Annotated in this window: 15 protein-coding genes; 3 read left to right on the top strand and 12 right to left on the bottom strand. The window is 61.2% G+C overall.

What is annotated here, in order from left to right; genetic code table 11:
- Positions 1–188: 188 nt before the first annotated feature.
- From NKH41_RS19255 to NKH41_RS19235, 5 genes are all read right to left on the bottom strand, one after another.
- Complete coding sequence (locus NKH41_RS19255; RefSeq protein ID WP_352769462.1) at positions 189–2,330, bottom strand: beta-galactosidase; 2,142 nt, start codon at positions 2,328–2,330, stop codon at positions 189–191.
- A gap of 18 nt (positions 2,331–2,348) precedes the next feature.
- A complete protein-coding gene (locus NKH41_RS19250) occupies positions 2,349–3,488 on the bottom strand; it encodes an ABC transporter ATP-binding protein (protein WP_352473208.1) in 1,140 nt (379 codons plus the stop codon).
- 61 nt (positions 3,489–3,549) lie between these two features.
- Complete coding sequence (locus NKH41_RS19245; RefSeq protein WP_352933348.1) at positions 3,550–4,401, bottom strand: carbohydrate ABC transporter permease; 852 nt, start codon at positions 4,399–4,401, stop codon at positions 3,550–3,552.
- Positions 4,401–5,285, bottom strand: coding sequence for a carbohydrate ABC transporter permease (locus tag NKH41_RS19240; protein WP_352748217.1), 885 nt, complete (start codon positions 5,283–5,285; stop codon positions 4,401–4,403). The genes NKH41_RS19245 and NKH41_RS19240 overlap by 1 nt, the downstream gene beginning before the upstream one ends.
- Positions 5,286–5,356: 71 nt before the next feature.
- Positions 5,357–6,628, bottom strand: a complete 1,272-nt coding sequence (locus tag NKH41_RS19235) for an ABC transporter substrate-binding protein (RefSeq protein ID WP_352473206.1) — start codon at positions 6,626–6,628, stop codon at positions 5,357–5,359.
- A gap of 243 nt (positions 6,629–6,871) precedes the next feature.
- Between NKH41_RS19235 and NKH41_RS19230 the strand changes: the two genes are divergently transcribed.
- Complete coding sequence (locus NKH41_RS19230) at positions 6,872–8,074, top strand: ROK family transcriptional regulator (RefSeq protein ID WP_352769459.1); 1,203 nt, start codon at positions 6,872–6,874, stop codon at positions 8,072–8,074.
- Between the two features lie 26 nt (positions 8,075–8,100).
- Here NKH41_RS19230 and NKH41_RS19225 read toward each other — a convergent pair whose 3' ends face one another.
- The 6 genes from NKH41_RS19225 to NKH41_RS19200 all read right to left on the bottom strand — a co-directional run bounded on the left by NKH41_RS19225 (position 8,101) and on the right by NKH41_RS19200 (position 17,096).
- Positions 8,101–9,471 carry an alpha-glucosidase/alpha-galactosidase gene (locus tag NKH41_RS19225; RefSeq protein WP_352933343.1) on the bottom strand — a complete coding sequence of 457 codons (1,371 nt, stop codon included), beginning with the start codon at positions 9,469–9,471 and terminating at the stop codon, positions 8,101–8,103.
- A 21-nt stretch (positions 9,472–9,492) separates the two neighbouring features.
- On the bottom strand, positions 9,493–11,160 hold the full coding sequence (locus NKH41_RS19220) for an ABC transporter ATP-binding protein (protein ID WP_352769549.1): 1,668 nt from the start codon (positions 11,158–11,160) through the stop codon (positions 9,493–9,495).
- 10 nt (positions 11,161–11,170) lie between these two features.
- Positions 11,171–12,304, bottom strand: a complete 1,134-nt coding sequence (locus NKH41_RS19215) for an ABC transporter permease (protein WP_352467677.1) — start codon at positions 12,302–12,304, stop codon at positions 11,171–11,173.
- A 1-nt stretch (position 12,305) separates the two neighbouring features.
- Positions 12,306–13,313 (bottom strand): ABC transporter permease, encoded by a 1,008-nt coding sequence (locus NKH41_RS19210; protein ID WP_352769455.1) that lies wholly within the window; start codon positions 13,311–13,313, stop codon positions 12,306–12,308.
- Between the two features lie 112 nt (positions 13,314–13,425).
- A complete protein-coding gene (locus NKH41_RS19205; RefSeq protein ID WP_352541688.1) occupies positions 13,426–15,510 on the bottom strand; it encodes an ABC transporter substrate-binding protein in 2,085 nt (694 codons plus the stop codon).
- Positions 15,511–15,629: 119 nt separating this feature from the next.
- Complete coding sequence (locus NKH41_RS19200; RefSeq protein WP_352769452.1) at positions 15,630–17,096, bottom strand: alpha-glucosidase/alpha-galactosidase; 1,467 nt, start codon at positions 17,094–17,096, stop codon at positions 15,630–15,632.
- 198 nt (positions 17,097–17,294) lie between these two features.
- On the opposite strand from NKH41_RS19200, the gene NKH41_RS19195 reads away from it, so the two are divergent.
- The gene (locus tag NKH41_RS19195; RefSeq protein ID WP_502895678.1) at positions 17,295–18,170 is read left to right on the top strand and encodes an AraC family ligand binding domain-containing protein; all 876 of its coding nucleotides are present in this window, start codon (positions 17,295–17,297) and stop codon (positions 18,168–18,170) included.
- Between the two features lie 111 nt (positions 18,171–18,281).
- Here NKH41_RS19195 and NKH41_RS19190 read toward each other — a convergent pair whose 3' ends face one another.
- Entirely contained in the window at positions 18,282–18,626 is a 345-nt protein-coding gene (locus tag NKH41_RS19190) for a hypothetical protein (protein WP_352933339.1), read from the bottom strand.
- Positions 18,627–18,676: 50 nt separating this feature from the next.
- On the opposite strand from NKH41_RS19190, the gene NKH41_RS19185 reads away from it, so the two are divergent.
- Positions 18,677–19,114 (top strand): CBS domain-containing protein, encoded by a 438-nt coding sequence (locus tag NKH41_RS19185; RefSeq protein ID WP_352769449.1) that lies wholly within the window; start codon positions 18,677–18,679, stop codon positions 19,112–19,114.
- The last annotated feature ends 12 nt before the right edge of the window (positions 19,115–19,126 follow it).

The raw sequence follows: 19,126 nt of genomic DNA, 5'->3' as shown, positions 1-19,126 counted from the left end.
GCTCCGATGGTCGCGCCGGTAGTGTAACTGCCGTCGTTGAATGGGAGCAACAGCAGTTCGCCGGCCGTTCCTTGCGCACGTCAAAGCGCCGGTTCGATATGGATCGATGCCGGCGTGCTGCCGATGGCGGTCGAATTCCAGGATCAAAGAGTACTCAGGTTTCGTATCGCTGACGTCCGCGACAATGCTCAGATCAATTCGAGGACAGCGCAGCCATAGCCGTCCAGCGTCAACACTCCGGAGACAGGTCCTTCGCTATCGAGCAGGTTGCTGCCGAAGGGAACGCCGGTTACCGTAACGGGCGTGTCTTTGACGTTTTGCACGAACAACAGCCGGCGTTCGTCATTCTCGCGCATCGTGACCTCGACGCCGTCCGGCAGATCCGGAACCAGAGGCTCCACATTCGCATCCACGAAAGTGCGCGTAGCGAGTTGAGCTGTCAGCTCCGGCGTTAGATAAGTGCCGACATAGAGCACACGGCCCTTGCCGACGGCGCGGGAGGTAATTGCAGGCGTTCCCGCCGCGTAGCGGTTCGACCAAACCCCTACAATTTCGACTTCCGGTTCGACTGCGAGGTTCTCATAGAAATAACCGGCATCGAACTCGTGGTTTCCGACGGTGAAACGACGGATACGGCGGCTGGATTCGGCCGGTCTGTCGGGAGGAATGACGAGCCCGCCGGAGCGCGACATGGTATTGAACAGGCCATTGGCCCCAGGTGCCGCCAGCCGCCCGAAATCCTCGACGCGAACGCCGGTCAGCTTCGACAGCGACCGGCCCGGCGCTGTCTCGCGGATGACGTGGTTGTTTTCGTCGCGGGTTCCCGTGCGCGCGCCGATGATGACGGTACCGCCATTTTCGGCAAAGACTTGCAGCCGCTCGGTCCAGCTGTCCTTCCAGATCACCCAATGCGGCACGTAGAAGACCTTGAGCTTCGACAGATCGTCTTCCGGGTGGATGAAGCCGCAGGCGATGCCGCGGTCATAGCAATACTGATGCAGCAAGGTTGCATCATCCTGCGGACTTGGCAGGCCGATGGGGAAGGTCTTGTGGGCTTCCTGATTGTCGAAGTCCGAGCCGGCGATGCCGACATCCATCCGCACATGGGTGCCCAGGATCTTGTCTTTAAGCGCCGTCACCTCGGTGGCGAACTGCCTGGCTTCGTCATAGCGGCGGCGAGCGACATCATCGTGGTCGATGATGCCCATCCAGTATATCTCCGCACCGAAATGCGCGGGGCGCCAGCGGAAGAACATGATACCATCGGCGCCACGCGCAACCGACGACATCGCCATGCGTCGCATTTCGCCCGGCTCCGGCGTCAGCGTGCAGAAGCCCGGCTGGGCGCCAAAGCCCGACTGTTGTTCCGGCACTATGTAGTTGCCGGAAAATCCCCTGCAGATGTCGAGATGCAGCGCCTGGATCTTGGCGTGGTTGCCGAGGCGAAAGAACTCGTCATAGAGGAACGGATAGATGTCGTAGCCGACGAAGTCGAGATCGGTGGAGAATTGGCCGCGAAAGTCGATGTCACGCAATCCGCCGAGATTGTGGAAAATGAACCAACTGGCATTCGCTTTTCTCAGGATCTCGACCTGGTCGTGCTGGAACCGTGCTGTCGAAAAGGCGAGAAAACGGTGGTAGTCCTGGAGGTGACCGGGACCGGGAAAGGACGGGGAAAAATCCAGCGGGAAGACAATTTCGCTGAAATCGCCGTAAGCCGTCGCCCAGAAATCGCCACCCCAGGCGAAGTTCAGCCTGTCTGTCGTCTTGTAGGTTTCCTGGAGGTAAGCCTGGAATTCCTTCAATGCCGACGGCGAATAGGATTCCGGCATGCTGGTGTTGAGTTCATTGTCGGTCTGCCAGCCGATGACATTTGCGTTGTCGCGGTAGTGGTCCGCCATCGCCCTGGTAATCTTGCGGCTGTAGTCGCGAAACACCGGGCTGCTGGTGTCGGCATACTGGCGCGAGCCGTGGCCCATCGACCGGCCATTTCCATCAAGCCGCAGGATTTCCGGATGTTTTGCCGTCAGCCAGCGCGGCGGGGTGGCGGTCGGCGTGCACAGGATCGTGTTGACGCCGTGACGCGCGAGGCCCTCGATTGCCCGGTCGAACAGGTCGAAATCGAAGGTGCCTTCACGCGGTTCGAAAATGTGCCAGGCGAATTCGCCGAGGCGGGCGACGTTGAAGCCGGCCTCGGCCATGCGCCGGGCGTCGTTGTCCCAGTAACTCTCGTCCACATGTTCGGGATAGTGCGGCGCGCCGACCAGAAAGCGGTCGGTCTGGATCGTGCGCCAGACCGACAGGGCGCGGCCTCTTGAAGTCTTGTTCACGAAGGATACTCCTGCAGATCAGTCGGTGATGGTGGATTTGCGGGCACTGATTGTCCGCTCATCGACAGAGGAAAAGAGATAGACGTCACGCGGCTCGACCTTGAAGCCGACGGTCGCGTCGGCAGCGACGGCACTCGCATGGCCGATCTGGACGGTGACGTTGCCGCTGCCGCTTTCGGAACTGACGCATTGCAGCGGGCCCGCGTCGGCATAGAGGATGGTCTCGCGGCCGAGATGCTCGACCAGCCGCACCCGTCCTGCAAAACTCGCTGTCCCTTCCGCGGCCAAGCTGATGCTCTCCGGCCGAATCCCCATCGTCACCCTATCGCCGACCTGTACGGATGCCGCTTCCGTCAGTTCGACAGTCAAAGGAGAAAGACCGGCGGTCGACAGCGTGGCGGCGCCGCCGGAGACAGCGGCGACGGTCACTTCGAAAAAATTCATCCGGGGTGCGCCGAGGAAGCCCGCGACGAAAAGGTTGGCCGGATTGCGATAGAGTTCGAGCGGAGCGCCCACCTGCTCGACCGAGCCGCGATTGAGCACGACGATACGGCTCGCCATTGTCATCGCCTCGGTCTGGTCGTGCGTGACATAGACCATGGTGGCGCCGAGCCTGGCGTGCAGATCGGAAAGCTCGACGCGCATCTGCGTGCGCAGCGCTGCGTCGAGGTTGGACAATGGTTCGTCGAACAGGAACACGTCGGGCGAGCGGGTTATGGCACGGCCGATCGCCACACGCTGACGCTGGCCGCCGGAAAGCTGTTTCGGCCGCTTGTCGAGCTGGTCGGTAATGCGAAGGATCTTGGCGGCTCGCAGCACGGCGGCATCGATCTCGGCCTTGGGGCGATGCGCCATGCGCAGGCCGAAACCCATGTTCTCGGCGACCGTCATATGCGGGTAAAGCGCATAGGACTGGAAGACCATGGCAATGCCGCGCTCACCCGGCTCGGTGGTGGTGACATCACGGCCGTTGATCAGAATCTTACCGGTCGAGACGGTTTCAAGCCCGGCGATGATCTTCAACAGCGTTGACTTGCCACAGCCGGACGGCCCGACGGTGACAATGAACTCGCCCTGTTCGACGCTGAGATCGATGCCGCGCAGCGCGTGGTAGCTGCCATAATTCTTTTGTATCTGCCGGAGTTCAAGACTGGTCATGGAGCCCTGCTTGCGAAATCAGTTTCGGATCGGGTGGGCGACGCCTTGAAGCCATGGTCGCTCATCCCTTGACCGCTCCCATGGTGAGGCCGGTGATGAAGTGCTTCTGCATTAGGAAGAACATGGCAACCGGCGGCAAAGCCACGACGATGGTGCCGGCCGAGATCAGGTTCCAGGCCGAAACCCATTCGCCGCGCAGGTTGGCCAGGCCAGCGGTTACCGGTTTGACGGTATCGCTGATGGTGAGCACGACCGCCCAGAAATAATCGTTCCAGATGAAGGTGAAGAGCAGGATCGCCAGCGCCGCAAGAGCCGGCCGCACCAGCGGCACCACGACATGTACCAATGTCTGAAACGGTGTCGCGCCCTCGGCCCTGGCGGCCTGAAACAGTTCTCCCGGCAACGCGGCGATGAAGTTGCGCATGAACAGTGTCGCAAACCCGGTCTGGAAGGCGATGTGGAAGATGATCAGGGCGGCCATCGTGTCGTAGAGGTTGAGCCGCACCATGAGATCGCGCACCGGGATCATCATGATCTGGTGCGGCAGGAAGTTTCCGCCGACGAACAGGGCGAAGACGAGCATGTTGCCGCGAAAACGGTAACGGGCGAGCACGAACCCGGCGAGCGTGCTCAAGATGAGAACGCCCATCCCCGAGGGGATGGTGATCGTCAGGCTGTTGAGGAAGTAGCGGGCCATCGGCGTCTGGGTGAAGACCGCCGTGTAGTTGTCGACCAGGCCGAATTGGGTCGGCCAGCCCCACAGATTGCCGCCCATGACATCCTGCGTAGAGCGGAACGAGGTAAGGATGATGGCAAAGAGCGGCGCCAGCCAGACAATCAGGATGCCGACCACCAGCACGACATAGAGGCCACGCTGCCAAATAGCAGTCTCGGGAATCGGGCGGGGAAACATCAGCCGCCTCTTTCATCGGCGCGGATCATCCGCGTCAGGTACCAGGCGATGAAGACCGCCATGATCACGAACAGCACCGAGGCAATGGCCGCGCCATAGCCGAAGCGGTAGGAAAATATGGACTGCTCGAACATCTGATAGGCAAGCACCTCGGACGAACCGAAGGGGCCGCCGCTGGTCATCACCGAGACCATGTCGAAGGAACGCAGTGCGCCGACGACAGTGACGGCGATGGCGATAAAGGTGACCTGCGTCAGCTGCGGCAACACGATGTGGCGCAGCATGTTCCAGCCCCTGGCGCCGTCGACCCGCCCGGCGCCGATCAGGTCCTCGCTGAGATTGTTGAGGCCGGCGAGATAGAGCACCATGCAGAAGGCGATCTGCGGCCACAACGCTGCGATCACGACGGCGAAGGTGACGAAATTTTCATCCGACAGCACTGCCGGGGCGGTCGCGCCGAAGGTGCGGAAGATCAGGGCGAGAAGTCCGAATTCCGGCGTATAGACCCAGGTGAAGACCACGCCGACGGCAACCGAAGCCAGCACCAGCGGAATGAAGAACAGCGATTTGAGCAGGCGCATGCCGCGGATTTTCTGGTTGACGAGCAGCGCAATGGCGAGGCCGACCGGCGGCGCCAGCATGAACATCACCAACCAGATCAGATTGTTCTTCAGCGAAACATAGAACTGTGGATCGGCGAACAATTCGCGGTAGTTGCCAAGGCCGATCCAGACCATCGGGCTGAAGCCGTCCCATTCGTGCAGGCTGATCCATAGGCTCTCGACCGCAGAGGCCAGAATGACGACGGAAAACAGCACAGCGGCTGGCAGAATCAGAAGTGTCGGTGTCAGCCACCAGCGATGGCGGCGCCAAAGCTTCGTCATTTTGGGAGACCTCATTCACGGAATGCATCGGGGAGCAGAGCACGAACCCCGCTCCCCTCCGCTGGGAGGCGCTAGATCTTGAAGATCCGGCGACGGGTTCCCTCGAGACGCTGAAGAATGGCGTCCCGGCGCTCCGGCTTGGCCATGAATTCCTGGAAGCCGACCAGGCCGGCCTGGGCCATGTCGGGATCAGTATCGCGGTCGTAATATTGCGACGTGCCGGCCACCGTCTTCAGGCTTTCCACAGCCGCGTTGACCAGCGGGTCCTTGCTGGCCGGAAGGTCGTTGCGCGGCGGAACGTTGCCGCCGGGTTCCAGATAGGGGCCGAAATTTTCCGGCTGGTAGAAGAAGGCGAGGAACTCGCGGGCACCCGCCTTGTTCTTGGCGTTGGCCGGGATGTGGACCGAATTGACCGAGAATTCTTCGTAGCGGTCGAGGGCGCCGTCAATCTTCGGGAAAGGGGCGAATGTCAGCTGCTCGAGATCCTGCTCAGGGAAAGTAGCTTTCACGAAGGCACCGAGGTTCATCATGCCGGCCTTCTTCTGGGCGAGGAAGGCGCCGGCCTCCTGCCAGCCGAACGACGTCTGATCCGGGGTGAAGAAACCCTGCTTGATCAGCTCTTCCCAGTGGTCGAAAACAGGCGTCAGCGCCGGGTCGGTGTAAGCCATCTTGCCGTTCATCAAGGCAAAATGCTTGTCGAGACCGTTGATCCGCAGGTTCATCTGGTCGAACCATCCGGCCGCCGGCCAGAGTTCCTTGGTGCCGATGCTGACGGGAATAAGGCCGGCAGCCTTGGACTTCTGGCCGTAAGCAAGGAATTCGTCCCAGGTCGCCGGCACCGTCAGTCCGTGCTCGGCAAAGACGTCCTTGCGATAGAACATGCCCCACATCGTGCCGCCAGTCGGCAGGCCATACTGCTTGCCGTCGACAGTGACGGCACCGGTCGTGGCACCCAGCACGTCCTTGTACTTTTCCTTCTCGAACAGATCCGAGATGTCGTCGAACAGGCCGCGGGTGACGAAGGCGCGCATGCGGTTTCCGGAGAACCAGAAGCAGACATCCGGCGCGCCGGCGACAAGGTAGTTGCGGATCGCGGTCTTGTGGGCCTCGTGATCCATATTGTTGATCACAACCTTGGTGCCGGACTGCTTCTCGAAATCGGCCGCGATGCGCCGCAAGATCCGCAGGGCATCGGCATTGTTTTCGTCTGAAATGATGGTGACTTCGCTCGACTGGCTGAGTGCCGGCATCGGGAAGCCCGCGAGAGCTCCAGCAGAAATGCCTCCGGCTCCCTTCAGGAAATTGCGCCGCGTCGACGGCTTTTCAATCCACTTGAACGTCATTGTTACTCCTCCCGTGTTGTCAATTCTCTACTGGCACACCGGCCGGCGCGGTTGTTCTTCTCAACGGCACGGCTCACCTCCCGGGCAAGGGAATATGCTTGCCCGCTGCTTCAGAGCGCGGTGACATTGCTAACCGGATTAATTTCGCTGACCCCCGGTTCGGGTGTTGAACAGTCGGGCAAACTTACGCATATGTTTTCTCGAGAGGCAATAATTAATTTACAAAATTAAGAAAGCAGATCCGTGAAGCTCAAGGGTGACCCGAGCACGACTCGGGCGATGAACCGCAGACTGATCCTCAATCTCTTGCGGCAGCAAGGAGCGCGCAGCCGGGCCGACATAGCGTCAGTTACCGGCCTTAGTCCGGCAGCGGTCACCTTCGTCGTGGCCGACCTCATCGAGGATGGCCTGCTGATCGAAGGCAAGACAGTCGTGGGCTCGGCTGGGCGCCGCCCTATCCCGGTGGATATCAACTATGCCAACGGCCTTGCCATAGGTTTCAAGCTGATGGTCGGATCGGTCGAATGCGTGGTCACCGATCTTGCGACCAATCCGCTGGGGTCTCTGCGCGTCAAGCTCTCGGACAGCGATCCCGACCATATCATAGCGACCTTGGCCAAGGCGGTACCGGAGCTGATTTCCATTGTCGATCGGCCCGCTGCCAAGCTTGCCGGGATCGGCGTTTCAATGCCTGGCGTCATAGACAACCAGAAGGCTGTGTGTATCCGCAGCAATCGCTACAACTGGGACAACGTTCCCCTTGGCCCGATGCTGGCCGAACTGGTGGACGTCCCCGTGTGGCTTGAGGACGACACCAATGCCTATGCCATCGCCCAGCAACTCTTCGGCCTGGGACGCCAGCACCGCAATATGGCTGTGCTGGCGATCGGCGTCGGAATCGGCTGCGCGCTCGTTTTCGATGGCAAACTCTATCGCGGCGCGAACGGTGCCGCCGGCAAGTTCGGCCACAGCTCTTATGAGGAGAACGGCCGCCTTTGCGAGTGCGGAAAACGCGGCTGCTTGATGGCCTATTACGCCGAGCCGGCGATCCTGCGGACCTGGCGCGAAGCCACCGGGCCCGACGAAACGGATAGCAAAGTCAGCCTTATGGCAGCCTTGGCAGACCGCGAACCGCGAGCCGTCGCCATTCTCGAAGAAGCCGGACGTGGCATCGGCCGGCATCTCGCCAACCTTGTCAACATCACCGACCCGGAGGTCATTGTCGTCGGTGGTGAAGCCGTGTCGTTTGGCGATGCGCTGTTTGGCCCAATGCGGCTGACGCTTGGGAAAAATACCTTTCGCGCGGCACCACCAATGCTGCTGGACTGGGAGGACAATTCCTGGGCAAGGGGAGCGGCTGCTCTCGTAACGCAGAAGCTCTTTGATTTCGAAACATCTGCCGGCAACGCCGCTCCGCTTTCAAAGCCGGCCCTATGGTCGGCATAGGCGAGTGAAATAGACAGCCCTGCGCCTCAGGCCGCTCGAACGCTGCGCGCTCCACGCGCCCATGCCGGCAGCCAATCGCCATGCGCAACCAGCAAGTCATCGACCAGCGACCATATCTGGTCGAGGTCGAGCTCGGCCGCCGTGTGCGGGTCCATCATCGCCGCGTGATAGATGTGCTCGCGGTTCTCGGTCACCAGCGCCTGGACCGTCAGCTCCTGGACGTTGATATTGGTGCGGATCAGCGCGGTGAGCTGCACCGGCAGGTCGCCAATGAACGTGGGTTGAATGCCGGAGGCGTCGACGAGGCATGGCACCTCGGCCGCGCAATTATATGGCAATGACGTGATGCAGCCATTGTTGCGGACGTTGCCGTAGATCACCGACGGCTCGCCGGTCCAGACCGAGTTCATGATCGAGGACGCATATTCCTTCGACTGCTCCACCTCGATCTTGTCAGCCGAGCGATAGGCTTCCGCTTGCCCCTTCCAGCGTTCGATCTGCTCGATGCAGCGCTTCGGGTATTCGTCGAGCGGGATACCGAATTTCTCGATCAGATCCTCGCGCCCGTCCTTGATGAAATAGGGCGTGTATTCCGCGAAATGTTCGGAGCTCTCGGTGACGAAGTAACCGAGGCGCTTCAGCATCTCGTAGCGCACCTTGTTCGGGCAGCGCGGATTCCATCCCGGCTTCGGCGCCCGCCCTTCGCTGTAGGCGCGCAGCAGATCCGGATAGAGATTGCGGTAGGAGCCGTCCGGCTGGCGATGCTCGAACTTCAGGTAGAAGGCCATGTGATTGATGCCGGCCGAGCGGTAGCGAATCTCCTCGTAGGGAATGTCGAGATCATGCGCCAGTTCCATCGCCGTACCTTGCACCGAATGGCAGAGGCCGACCTGCTTGATGTCGGGGTATTTCTCCGCGATCGCCCAGGTGTTGATCGCCATCGGGTTGACATATTGCAGCATGATCGCCTGCGGGCAGACCGCGAGCATGTCCTCGCAGATCTTCCAGAGATGCGGCACGGTTCTCAACCCTCGCATGATGCCGCCGACACCGAGCGTATCGGCGATGGTCTGGCGCAGCCCGTATTTCTTCGGAACTTCGAAATCAGTTACCGTGCAGGGCTCGTAGCCGCCGATCTGGAAGGCGACGACGACGAAATCGGCGCCCGCCAGCGCCTTGCGCTGGTCCGAATAGGTTTCGGCTTTGGCCTTTACGCCAAGCGTCGAGATCAGCTTGCCGACGAGGATTGCGCTTTCCTCGAGCCGTTGCGGATTGATGTCCATCAGCGCGATCGTCGAGCCGGATAAAGCCGGACGCTGCAATATGTCGCCGACGATGTTCCTCATGAACACCGTCGAGCCAGCTCCGATGAAAGCGACCTTGGGATTTCTTGCCACAACAACCTCCGGCATAAGCAATTAGGCTACCTCGAAAGCGGCTTTGACCAGCCGTTCGGTGTAAGCGGTCTTGGGATGGGACAGGACTTCGTCGACCGGCCCCTCTTCGACGATCTTGCCGTGCTGCATGACGATGACGCGGTGGCACAGCGCCCGCACGACCTTGAGGTCGTGCGAGATGAAGATGTAGCTCAGGCCCCGTTCGCGCTGCAGCTTGCGCAGCAATTCGATGATCTGCGCCTGGACCGAGAGATCCAGCGCCGATGTTGGCTCGTCGAGTACGATGAATTCCGGTTCGAGCGCGACGGCGCGGGCAATCGCAATACGCTGGCGCTGGCCGCCGGAAAACTCGTGCGGGAAGCGCGACAGGATATCGCCGGGCATGCCGGCGCTGATCAGCGCCTCGCGCACCCGCTCGATCCGATCGTTCCTGGTGGCGCCCATGCGGTTGACGACCAGCCCTTCCTCGATGATCTGGCCGATCGTCATGCGCGGGTTGAGCGACGAGAACGGATCCTGGAAGACGACCTGCATGCGCGACCGCAACGGCCGCATCTGCGCCCGCGAGCAGCCATGGATCGGCTGGCCATCGAAATAGACCTCGCCGCTGTCCGTGGTGTTGAGCCTGAGCAACGCCTCGCCGAAGGTGGTCTTGCCCGATCCGGATTCGCCAACGAGACCCAGCGTCTCGTGCCGTCGAAGGGTCAGGCTGAGGCTGTCGACGGCAACGAGTTCGCGCAGGTCCGGCCTCATGAACGTGCCATGCCGCAGCATGAAGGAGACGCGCACATTCCTAGCTTCAAGAATAACGTCGGCGCCTTCCGGCAACGGATTTGCCTGGCCGCGCGGCTCGGAGGCAAGCAGGTGACAGGTGTAGGGATGCTGCGGATTGGCGAACAGCTTCTCCGTCACATTGTGCTCGCGCATCTCCCCATGCTGCATGACGTAGACATAGTCGGAGAACTGCCGCACCACGGTCAGGTCATGCGTGATCAGGATCACCGCCATGCGCAGTTTCTTCTGCAGGTTTCGGATGAGATTGAGGATCTGCGCCTGAACCGTGACGTCGAGCGCCGTCGTCGGCTCATCGGCGATCAGCACATCGGGATCGTTGGCCAGCGCCATGGCGATCATCACACGCTGGCGTTGGCCGCCGGAAAGCTGGTGCGGGTATTGTTTCAGCCGCGCCTGGGGCTCAGGAATCTGTACCTGCTGCAGCAGCTCGAGCGCTCTTGCTTCGGCCTGCTTGCGGCTCATCTTGCGATGCACCCGTATCGCCTCGACGATCTGGCTTCCGATCGTGTAGATCGGGTTAAGCGAACTCATCGGCTCCTGAAAGATCATCGAGATGCGGTCGCCGCGCAGTTTGCGCCGCGCACGTTCGGAAAATTTCAGGATGTTGGCCCCGTTGTATTCGACAGTCGATTTCGGCGACACGACTGCGCGCTTCGACAACAGTCCCATGACGGTGCGCGCCGTCACCGACTTGCCCGATCCCGACTCGCCGACAATGGCGATCGTCTCGCCGCGATAGAGCTGGAAGGAGATGTCCTTGACGGCTTCGATCATGCCGTGTTCGACCTTGAAATCGACGGCGATGTTGCGGGCATCAATGACCGGGTTTTCCGAACGGCCGTCATGGTCGAGCCGGACAGGCGGTGCGAAGGATTTGACGAGCGCGTGTTGCATCATCTCATGCTCAATAAGGATCGACCGCATCGCGCAGTCCATCGCCAAGCGCGTTGAACGCGAAGACGGTGACAAGCACGAAGCCGACCGGTGAGAGGATCCAGGGATAGGTGCCGATGACCGAATACGTCGCGGTGTCTTGCAGCATCAGGCCCCAGGAGATCAGCGGCGGCTTCACCGCGAAGCCGAGAAAACCGAGGAAGGATTCGAGCAGAACCACGCTGGGGATTGCCAACGTGACCGCAACGATCACGTGGCTCATCACGTTTGGAAAAATGTGTTGCATGATGATGCGGCCATCTGTGGCGCCGACCGCCATCGCCGCACGAACGTAATCAATCCGCGCCAGTGCCAGGGTCTTGCCGCGCACTTCGCGCGACATCTGCGCCCAGCCGAGTGCCGACATGACAACGATCACGAAGGCCAGGAAGACATTCGTCGGCGCCGTCACCGGAACCAGCGAGGTCAGCGCCAGATAAAGCGGCAATTGCGGAAACGCGAGCACCAGTTCGACGAAGCGCTGGACCCAGACGTCGAATGTGCCGCCGAAATAGCCCGACACCATGCCGACCGTCGTGCCGATCACGGTGACGATGAAGACCACGGTCAATGCGATCATCAACGAGATGCGCGAACCATAGATCGCACGAGCCAGCACATCGCGACCGAATTTGTCGGTGCCAAGGAAGTGCACCGGCTGGCCGTCGGTCGAGCCGAAGAAGTGCCGGTTCGCGGGAAGCAGGCCGAGCAGTCTGTACTCCGCTCCCTTGACGAAGAAGCCGAGCAGCCGCGGATGGTCGTAGTCCGGCCCGACGACGGGTTGGAAGGTGACCGGGTCGAGGTCTTCCGAATCCGCCAGGGCATAGACGCGTGGCTGGAAGACGAAGTTGCCGTCCTTGTCATGGAAGCTCATCATCTGCGGCGGGGCGAAGCCGACATCGGTCACCTTGGGATCCATCGGTGCGAAGAAGTCGGCAAACACCGCCAGCAGCACCAGAAACGCGACCAGGATGAGCCCGGCCATGCCGGTCCAGGACCGTTTCAGGCGGCGCCAGACGAGTGCGATGTAACTCTCATTGCCGCGCGGCTTGATCTTGGCCGGTTCCTCGGCAAGTGGCGGCAGCGAGGGCTCGAAAGCAAGCATCTCAGGACCCTGCATATTGGCGCACACGCGGATCGAGCATGACGAGCAGCATGTCGGCGATGATGTTGCCGACGATCAGCGTCGCCGACAGCACCATCATGAATGTCGCCGTGACATAGACGTCGCCGACCGCCATCGAGCCAACGATCGCCGGGCCGACGGTCGGCAGGGCAAAGATGATCGCGGTCTCGATCTCGCCGGTCAGCATATAGGGCAGCACCACGCCCTGATACATGACCAGCGGATGCAGCGCATTGGGCACCGCATGGCGCATCACGACCGCACCGCCGCTAAGGCCCTTGGCGCGAGCGGTTTCGACATATTGTGCGTTCAGCGTGTCGAGCAGATTGCCGCGCATCACCCGCATGTTGTAGGCGAGCCCGCCGAAGGTGGCGATGGCGACAACCGGCCAGACATGCCGGACGAGATCGACGAACTTCGCCCAGGACCACGGCGCCCCGCCAAATTGCGGCGAAAAGAAGCTGCCGATCTCGGAAACGTTGAACTGGAAGACCAGCAGATAGACGATGATCAGCGCCATCAGGAAGCGCGGCACCGTCATGCCGAGGAAGGAAATCGCTGACAGCGTACTGTCGATCCAGCTGTACTGCCTGGTCGCCGCCCATATGCCGAAGGTGATACCGAGGACCGAGGCCAGCAGATGGCACACCAGCGCCAGCAGCAGCGTGCGCGGCAGCCGCTCGCCCACCACATCGGCCACCGGCTTGTTGTAATAGAGGCTGTAGCCGAAATCGCCGCGGGTGATGACGCCGCCGATCCAGTTGAAATACTGGACGGGCAGCGGCTTATCGAGACCGTGTTCTATCCGATAGGCCTTGGCCTGCGCGTCGGCCTCGGCGAATGAGGCCCCGCCCTGATTGATCAACTGCGAGCGGATGTAGTCGGCATAGTCGCCCGGCGGCGCCTGGATGATGGCGAAGGTGACCAGGCTCAGAATGGCGAGGACCGGGATCGCCGACGCTATGCGCGTGAGCAGGAATCGCAACATCGGTCGGTCCGCTTCCTTGTCTGGCCGGTCGCTCTCTTTGAGCGTACGGAGGTTTGCTTTGTCCGGCCGCGCCAACCGGCGCGGCCGGAGTTCTCAGTCAGGGGAGGTAAACCTAGTTCATCGGGCCCTTGTCTCCGGGCTTGCCGGGAAGCTCTTCGGGGAACAGCTCGTACTTGGCCTGCTTGTCGGCAGCGACAAAGACCCGCTCGCGGACGATCGAATCCTCGGCCCAGTTGAACATGAAGATCGGCGTGCCCTGCGGGATGTTGGAGAAGCGTTTGTTGATGATCAGCGCGCCGGGATATTCCGTCAGGCCGACATTGTAGACGTGCTCGGTCGAGATCTTCTGGAATTTTCTCATCAGGCTGGCGCGCTCGTCATTGTCCGCGGACGAGACAAACTTGTTGACGATGTCGACGAGGTCCTTCTCGAAAGGCATCATATCGACCTCGCCGTTTTCCGGCGCACGATGGTCCCAGCTGGTTCGTGGACCGACCGGGGCCAGCTGATCGGTATTCTGGACGACGGAAGTCAGCTCCTGATCGTTGCGCCGTACCAGCCAGTCGAAGCGGCCGGAGTATTGCGAGGCATCGCGCTGGGTGCCGTTGAGTCCGTTCAGCACGATCCGCAGCCCTAGCTTTTCCATCTGGGCGACGACACCTTCGGCAAGGCTCTTGTCGGTGGTGTAGTCGTTGTTGACGAGCATCACGATCTCGACATTCTTGCCGCCGGCGGTACCTGCAGGAAAATTGACGAAGCCGTCGCCATCCGTGTCCTTCAGGCCTGCCTTGGCGAGTTCCGCCTTAGCGCCTTCGAGATCGAAGGGGTAGTAGACCGTCGACTTCCGGTCGTAGAAGCTCGTGCCCGAGGATAAGCCGCCCGGATAGATGGCAGTGAACGGACCCTTGACCAGCGAGTCGCCGAGCGCCTTGCGGTTGAGCGCCATGGTGACGCCTTTGCGGAAGTCCTCGTTGCGGTTCAGCTCGCGTATCGCCTGTCCGCGCTCGTCGGGGTTGCCCCAGCCATTGGCTGAGAAATTCATGCGCAGATTATAGCCGATCAGCCGCGCGCCGAACGCAAGCCGTGCCGGTGCGTCTTTTTGCGCCGCGCGCTTCAGCGAGGCGACGAAGTTCTCTGGCTGCTCCAGATTGGAGAAGTCGCCCGCCCCCGATACCGCCTGAACGTCGCGGTCGGCCCAGGTCGACAATTTGTAGTGCAGTTCATTGAGATACGGCAGCTGGTTGCCCTTCTCGTCGACCTTCCAATAGTACGGATTGCGACGCATGACGATGATGTCGTCGGGGCGGTATGCCACCGGCACCCAGGCACCCATCACCGGCATGTTCATATATTCCGGCGGGAACGCGTTCTTGAACTGCTCGTAGGTGTTCTTCGAATATTTCGGATGCTGCGGCTTGAGGATATGCGACGGGCCCGGACAAAAGGTGCCGTAAGCCATGGCGTAAAGGTATTGTTTCGGAAAGGCGTCCTTGAACGTCCACTCGACGGTGTAGTCGTCGATTTTCTTCAACGTCGTGCCGACGCCGAAGGTCTCCTGCGTCGCGCCGTTCAGCGGCGACACATTGGGGTCGATCACCTCGTCGTCCCAGTAGAACATCACATCGTCGGCGTTGAACGGAACGCCGTCCGACCATTTGGCGCCTTCGACCAGATGCATCGTCAGCGTGTGGCCGTCCTTCGACCAGTCCCAGCTCTTGGCGAGGTTCGGCAGCGGCTCCGTGTCCTTGGCCTCGACCTGGAACAGCGGCGCGGTGCGCGTCAGGCATTCGGAAAGGCCGATGTCGATACCGCCCCAGCCTTGCGTCTGGCCGGCGCCGTAGTTCCAGCCCTCCGGCCGGCCGCCGATGACATGACGCATCGTATCACCGTAGACACCGACGCCGTCCGGCATATTGCCGGTCTTGAAGACCAGCGGCTCCTTCGGCAGCCGGTCCTTGACCGGCGGCAGCTTGCCTGCCTTGACGTATTTGTCGGTGACCCAATCGGGTTCGTGGTATTCCGGAAGTGCCTTGAACTCCAGGATGGAGTCGCGCGCGACGTATTTGATCTTTCCCTCGGCGGGAAATTGCGCGGGCACCGGCGGCACGGTCGGCTCGGATGCATACGCGTTCAGCGCCGAGGCCGAGACGCTAAGCGCCAGCCCGGCGAGAATGCCAATGTTTCGAAAATTCCTCATCGTCTCTCCTCCCTGTTGTTCAGGAGCGCGTTGACGCCGCTCCATTTCTCCTCGAACGAATGTACAGACGGGTGCGGAAAATCCTCCCGAAAGCTTGCCGCGATCCGTTCTGGCGAAATTCAGACGGCCTGCTTGAGAGCCGTTTTTTCCGCACGCAATTCCTCGATCGAACGGACGTCGCGCCTTGCCGCACCGGCCCATTCGCGGGTCTTGATCCTGGATTTCGAAAGCCGTTCCTTCGCGGCCGGCACCGCATCGGCATATTGCGGCAGCCAGCGAGCCTGGGCGACGACCATTTCGTCCACCATTTGCCAAACCTCTTCCGGCGTCGAAACCGCGCCGACCAGCGGGTCGTGCAGGACCGCGAGCTTCAGCAGGTCGATATCGCCGGAGATCGCCGCATGAACCGACATGCGCTGGACGTTGATCGAGGAAATGCAAGTGGCGGCGCAGGCCTCCGGCAGCGTGATGCCGGAGGCCATGTTGATACCGAAGCGGTCGACGAAGCCGGGCGACTCGATGATCGCGTCCTGCGGCAGGTTGGTGATGATGCCGTTGTTCTTGACGTTGAAATGGCCGCGATAAACGCGGTTCGTCTCCAGCGCCTCGAGAATGTGGCTGGCGTGCTCGTTGGAGCGCTTGGCGGGGTCGATCGGCCTCGCGGCGGACTCCAGAAATTGCGGGAATTCTGTTTCGAACCAGTTGCGCGTTTCGGTCGAATAGCGAAGGTAGCCGCCGGTCTCGCCGTGGATCCAGTCTGACATGTCGATCCAGCGGGTGATTTCGTCCGGCCGCTTGCGATACCAGGGCAGGTATTCGGAAAGATGGCCGTTGCTTTCGGTCGAATAGACGCCGAAGCGCCTCAGGACATCGATGCGCAGCTTTTCCTGCTGCGAATAGACCGGATGCGCCTCGAAGGCGGCAACCAGCTCGTCCTTACCGATCTTGCGGCCGTTGAGACGCAGGTCGATGAACCAGGTCTGGTGATTGATGCCGGAGCAGACGTAGTCGAGATCGGTGCGCGACTTGGCGCCGAGCACTTCGGCGATCTGGTCGGCGCCATGCTGGACGCCGTGGCAGAGGCCGACGGTATCGACCCTGCCATATTCGATCGCCGCCCAGGTGTTCATGGCCATCGGATTGGCGTAGTTCAGGAATTTCGCCCCAGGCTCGGCGACTTCGAGGATATCCTTGCAGAAATCGAGGATCACCGGAATGTTGCGCTGGCCATAGAGGATGCCGCCGGCGCAGATCGTGTCGCCGACGCACTGGTCGATGCCATACTTCAAGGGAATGCGGATGTCGTCCGCATAGGCTTCGAGACCGCCGACGCGAACGCAGCTGATGATGTAGCGTGCGCCCTCGAGGGCAGCACGGCGGTCTGTCGTTGCCGTAACCTTGGTCGGCAGCCTGTTGAATTCGACGACCCTGTCGAGGATCGACTTGATCATCTGGAGGTTGCGCTCGCTGAGATCGGTCAATGCGAATTCGACATCCCTGAATTCAGGAACGCACAAAATGTCGGTGAAGAGCTTCTTGGTGAACCCGACGCTTCCCGCACCGATGATAGCGATCTTGAAACTCATCAGCCTCACCTCGACCTGATCGAACGCTAGGGCAAAGGCGGCGAAAAGAGGCTGGCCCGCCTGCGACGCTATGCAGGCTGGAATCCAGCACTTCCTCCCATCCGCTCTTTGACCGCGGTTTCTTTTGCTTTTCTCGAGGGATTATGCGCCTTATTCGGCACGCGACCAGAGAAGGATTATGCTTTTAGGGGTAATTTTGTGCTGCGGAACTTGATCGACATCGGGCCGGCGGGCAGGACGGTATCGCTGCCGCGCGGGCGCCAGCGCCTACACACCATGCCGACAAGCACCGGCTATGAAGTGCGCGAGAACGAGGTCTACGACTGGGATGGGCGCAAGCGCGGCCTGACGCCGTTTACCGTGCTCCAGCATACGATCAGCGGCACCGGCCGATTGCGCTACGAGAACCGGAACTACCGCCTGCAAAAGGGCGACACTTTGCTGGTTCTCGTGCCGCACAACCACCGTTACTGGCTGGCCAAGGGCGAACGCTGGGAGTTCTTCTGGATATCGATGAACGGCGAGGAGGCACTGCGCATCCACAAGTCGATCCTTGCCGCCGTCGGTCCGGTGCTGCGGCTGCAGCCCTCGACGATCGATCATCTGGCTGATTGCAGTGTGCGCCTGATCACGGGCGCGGTCTCGCCGGGAGCCGCCTCGGCCGTCGCCTATGAAGCAGCCATGGCGCTCTACGACGATGTCTTTGGCTCGCATGCCGTCACCGACGACAAGAGCGCCATGCAGCCGGTCATCGATCACATCAGGGCCAATCTCGACAGGCCGCTCCGCGTTGCCGATCTCGCTGAGATCAGCGGCCTGAGCCGCGCGCATTTCTCGCGCTGCTTCGCCGAGAGCGAGGGACTTCCGCCCGCCGAATTCGTGCTGCAGCAGCGACTGCAGCTCGCGGCGAAGTTGCTGACGAAGGCCGATTTCCTGCCGGTCAAGGAAGTCGCCATCATGTGCGGCTTCGAGGATGCCAATTATTTTTCGAAGGTCTTCCGCCGCCTCTACGGCATCAACCCGACGCAGTTCCGCACCAACGGGATGTATGCCAGCCTGGGAACCGCCCGATAGCCCGATAGATTGGCACCGCGCTTGGCATCGGGTGCGGGAACGCTTTTGCTTCCCCTCGGTTTAGGACAAGAGAGCCTGCTCGCCGCTGCGGCACCCCCGCTCTGGCGGAGATCAGGCCACAGATGTCAGGGAGTGATCGATGAACAACCCCGATCCGAACAACCCGAATCCACTGCCGGACAATCCCAATCCGGAGCCGGCCCGGCCGCCTGCCCCGCCGGAGACTCCGCCGGGAGAACCTCCAGGCGTACCCCCGCCCTCGCCGGATCCAATTCCGACGCCGGACCAGGAGCCGATCGGAGTTCCTCCCGGCACGCCTTCCGAAATTCCTTCGGAACCGACCTTTCCCGGGCCGACCGCCTGAAGGGCGGTCGGGTGGAGGATGGCAAGGGTGATTTCGGCGAAGCGCTCGAAACGGGTCTTGCCATGGAACGTTTTGCGCTGGCGCTCATTCACCCTTTCATCCTGGAAACCGGCGGCGGGCCCTGCAACCAAGGGAGGTTAAAATGAAAGTTGGCAACTGCATGACAAAGGACGTCGAGATCGCCAGTCCGCAGCAAACCCTGCGCGATGCGGCTGAAATGATGGGTCGCCTCGACGCCGGCGCAATGCCGGTGGGCGAGAACGATCGGCTTGTCGGCATGGTAACCGATCGCGACATCGCGATCCGCGGCGTCGCCCAAGGCAAGACACCTGACGCCAAGGTACGGGAAGTGATGAGCACCGAGGTCAGGTATTGCTTCGAAGACGAAGACGCAGAGGATGTTCTGCGTAACATGGCTGACCTGAAAGTGCGCCGCTTGCCGGTGCTGAACCGCGACAAGCGCCTGGTCGGCATCGTTTCGCTGGGCGACCTCGCCACCAACAGCGAGACGGCGACAGCAGGTGAAGCGCTGAGCGACATCTCGCAACCCGGCGGCGAGCATTCGCAAACGATACACTGACGGCGCACCACC

Source organism: Mesorhizobium sp. M1169, from assembly GCF_040318345.1.
In the GTDB taxonomy this organism is placed as follows: Bacteria; Pseudomonadota; Alphaproteobacteria; order Rhizobiales; family Rhizobiaceae; genus Mesorhizobium.
Note: the sequence above shows the minus strand (reverse complement) of the source record. Positions and strands in the feature narration are given on the sequence as shown.